This window comes from Roseateles sp. P5_B10 (assembly GCF_056400485.1).
Map to the genome: position 1 here is coordinate 1 of NZ_JBFULE010000547.1, position 3,632 is coordinate 3,632.

The window sequence follows — 3,632 nt, forward strand, 5'->3', positions numbered from 1 at the left end:
GCGTTGTTCTGGTAGTCCTTGATCTCGACGGCCAGCACCAGGTCGGGCTCACCATGGCGCTGGGCGTTCACGGCCAGCACGTGGTACGAGACGATGATGCCTTCCTTCTTGCCCAGCTCCTGCACCTTCTTCCAGTTGGCGCCGAGGTAGTCCATGTACTTCTCGAAATGACCCGGTTCGATCTGGATGTTGGAGAAGAACCAGACCGAACCCGGCGTGTAGCTGGAATCCTCGGCCAGGGCCGGCAGCGACAGGCACAGGGAAARGGCCGCGGCGGCGGCGCACAGGGTGGCTTTGAAGTTCATGGCTTGCTCCTTGGGGTTGATGCACGTCAGCGTGAGGCTGCGGGCGGCGGCAGTGTGTGAAACGGGGCGGCCGCGAGGACAGCGATGCGACCGGGGCGGCAAATCGGCCACCGAGTTCGGCGCGATTGCGACGGGTTGCACGGACAGCTTGGGGACGGCTCGAACTAGGGGATGCGCTTCGTCACGCCTGTCTCGGGGGTGACTGTCGCGTCCACGCATTGCACCAATGGCGGTGGGCCGGGAATTGGCCTACAACCCGGCCATGCTGCCCACCGCCGCCGTCAGCGCCGACCAGCCCCTGCAAGGGGCCGAGGTCGATGCCGCGCTGAGCAACTCGCGCCTCGTCGCCGTCTGTGAGACCAGCAACCCCGACGAGGCCCAGGCCGTGCTCAGTAGCGTCTATGGCCCGCATGCCCTGCGCATCGGCGACGAGAACGGCCTGGCGCTGAAGCTGCGCGGCGCCGAGTTCGCCCGCCTGCACCTGGGCGAGGTGCGCTACGGCACGTCCACCCGCATGGCCATGCCGCGCGCCCATGGGCATTGGGTGTTTTCCTATCTTCGCCAGGGCGAAGTCTGGCGTGGCGGCCGGCGCGACCTGTACGGCGCTGGTGATGCCGGTGTCATCGCGCCCGACGAGGTGCAGGGGCTGGAGATGTCGGGTGACATGGAACTGCTGAACCTGCGCGTGGCGGACGCCGACATGGGCAGCGCCTGCCGCGCGCTGCTGGGCTCGGACATGGCCCATGCGCTGCGCTTCGAGGGCCGCGCCCAGGCCGGCGGCGCGCCGGTGGCGGCCCTGCTGCGTGTGCTCGGCCACCTGGCCGCCACGCCGGCCTACCCGCATGCGGCCGCCGCGCGGCTGGAGGACGGCCTGCGCGACGCGGCCCTGTTCGAGCTGCTGCTGGCCTGGCCCAACAACTACACCCGCGGGTTGGATGCTCCGGCCGCACTGCCTGCCTCCACGCGGCGGGCACGCGACTACATCCACGCCCACGCGTCCGAGGCGCCGTCGGTGGCCGAGATCGCCCGCGCTGCCGGCGTCGGCGTGCGCGCGCTGGCAAGCGGCTTCGAGCGCCATTTCGGCGTGTCGCCACAGCGCTATTTGCAGCAGTACCGGCTGGACCGGGCGCGCGAGGAGCTGCGCTCCGCCGCACCGGGCGTCACGGTGACCTCTGTCGCCGCGCAATGGGGCTTCTGGCAGCTTGGCAGCTTCGCGGCGCGCTACCGCGAGCGCTTTGGCGAATCACCGAGTGAGACGCTGAAGGGCTGAGAAGTTCCGATTCGGCACATCGCGCTGCCGATTCGCCATAGCCGGCTCCCAGCGGGCTCGCGACCATGCTCTTACGCCGCCACACAGACGCGGCGACCGGAGACAGAGCATGAGACTCAGCCCTATTGCGCTTGCCGTGGCGTCCACGCTGGCGGCGGCCCAGACCGCTCCTGAAACCAACCAGATCGAGCGCGTCGTCATCACGGCCGAACGCCGCGTGACGGTGCTGGACACCACGCCCACCGCCATCACCGCGCTGAACGGCGCCCGCCTGGCCGAGCGTGGCGACACCGGCCTGGCCGACCTCGTCATGCTCAGCCCCAACACCTCGTTCACAAACGGGCAGGGCGCAACCCAACTCTTCGTGCGCGGCATCGGCAATGTCTTCATCCTGGCAGGCGGGGACCCCGGCGTGGCCCTGTATGCCGACGGCGCCTATGTGTCGGACCAGACCAGCTCCAACACCGCCCTGTTCGACACCCAGCGCGTCGAGATCCTGCGCGGGCCCCAGGGCGCCCTCTACGGCCGCAATGCCACCGGCGGCGCGGTCAACATCATCTCGGCGCTGCCGACCTCCACGCTGCAGGCGCGCGTCGGCCTGCTGTTCGGCAGCGACAACCGGCATGAGAGCGAGGGCTTTGTCTCCGGGCCTTTGAGCGATGGGCTGGAAGGGCGGCTGTCGTATCAGATCAAGGAGGCCGACGGCTACACCCGCAACCCGCTGGCCGAGGGGCCGCGGCGCCTGGACGACCAGTCCAGCCGCGCACTGCGCGCCCAGCTGCAATCCAGCCTCGGCGGCCATGGCACGCTGCGCTTTGTGGCCGGCCACTACCGCGAGCGCGACGCCGGCATGAGCGTGCCGGTGCTGCCCGATCCGGTGTCCATTCCGGTGCTGCTCCATGGCGTCACGCAAAGCAGCGACCCGCGCGTCGTCAAGAGCCAGGGCTCGAGCAACCGCGTCGAGGTCAACACGGCGCAGGCGCTGCTGGAATTGCCTATTGRCACGAACACTCTGAGCGCGTCCCTGAGCTGGCGGCGCAGCAAGGTCGACCGGCTCTGGGACAGCGACACCACCGAGGCCGCGGTCACGAGCTCGGGCTTCCTGACCGGCAGCACCGACAAGAGCCTGGACATCCATCTGGCCTCCGACGATGGCAGCCCGTTGCAATGGCTGGTCGGCGTCACGGCCCTGCAGTTCGACCAGAGCCAGGACATCACCATCCTCACCCAGGTGCCGCTGGGTTTCCTCGTGCCGGGTGCGCCGCTGACCGTGCCCTTCCCGGGCGGCGTCGGCTTCCTGCTGGGCGGGAGCGTGCACACGCGCTCCAGCGCCGCCTACGCCGACCTGCGCTACATGCTGAATCCGCAGTGGTCGCTGCTGGCCGGCCTGCGCGTCAACCACGACAGCAAGCGTGCCGACGAATACCAGAACATCGCCGCCTTCGGTCTGGCCGGCACCGGCCACCCGAGCGACGGCTGGACCAGCACGCCGGGCAGCGTCGGCGTCGAATACAAGCCGGCCGCCGGCACGCTGGCCTATGCGCGCTGGGCGCATGGCTTCAAGTCGGGCGCGGTCAACCTCGGCGCGCTGCAGCCGAATCTCGTCAAGCCGGAGAAGGTCAGCAGCATCGAACTCGGCTTCAAGACCGAGTTCCTGGAGCGCCGCGGCGTGCTCAGCGCCGCCGTCTTCAGCAGCCGCTACAAGGACATGCAGGTCTCGCAGGTTGGCCAGGCGACGACCCTCCTGGCCAACGCGTCGGCGGCGCGCATCGATGGTGTCGAGATCGAGGCCGCGGTCAAGCCCATCGCGCCGTTGACGCTGTCGGTCGGCCTCGGCCTGATGACGCCGAAGTACACGGACTTCACCAATGTCGACCTGCGCAACGCACCGACGACGCCGGTCAATGTGCGCGGCCGGCAGCTCGCCCAGGCGTCCAAGCAGCAAGTCACCCTCGGCGCCGAATGGGCTGCCAGCCTCGGTGAGCTGCGCACCACGCTGCGCGCCGACTACAGCTGGCGCGGTCGCTTCTATTTCACCGAGTTCAACACGCCGGATG

At 69.2% G+C, this 3,632-nt stretch carries 3 protein-coding genes; 2 read left to right on the forward strand and 1 reads right to left on the reverse strand.

Going from position 1 to position 3,632, the window contains the following annotated elements; all coding sequences use genetic code 11:
• On the reverse strand, window positions 1-305 hold a 305-nt coding region (locus AC1DU6_RS23560; RefSeq protein ID WP_477860007.1), incomplete at its 3' end, for a hypothetical protein.
• Window positions 306-567: 262 nt separating this feature from the next.
• Between AC1DU6_RS23560 and AC1DU6_RS23565 the strand changes: the two genes are divergently transcribed.
• Together AC1DU6_RS23565 and AC1DU6_RS23570 are read left to right on the forward strand one after the other, a co-directional pair.
• Window positions 568-1,575: a helix-turn-helix transcriptional regulator gene (locus AC1DU6_RS23565; protein WP_457323882.1), complete on the forward strand. Its 1,008-nt coding sequence runs from the start codon at window positions 568-570 to the stop codon at window positions 1,573-1,575.
• Window positions 1,576-1,684: 109 nt separating this feature from the next.
• Window positions 1,685-3,632 (forward strand): TonB-dependent receptor (locus AC1DU6_RS23570; RefSeq protein ID WP_477860009.1); only part of this gene is annotated, 1,948 nt, incomplete at its 3' end.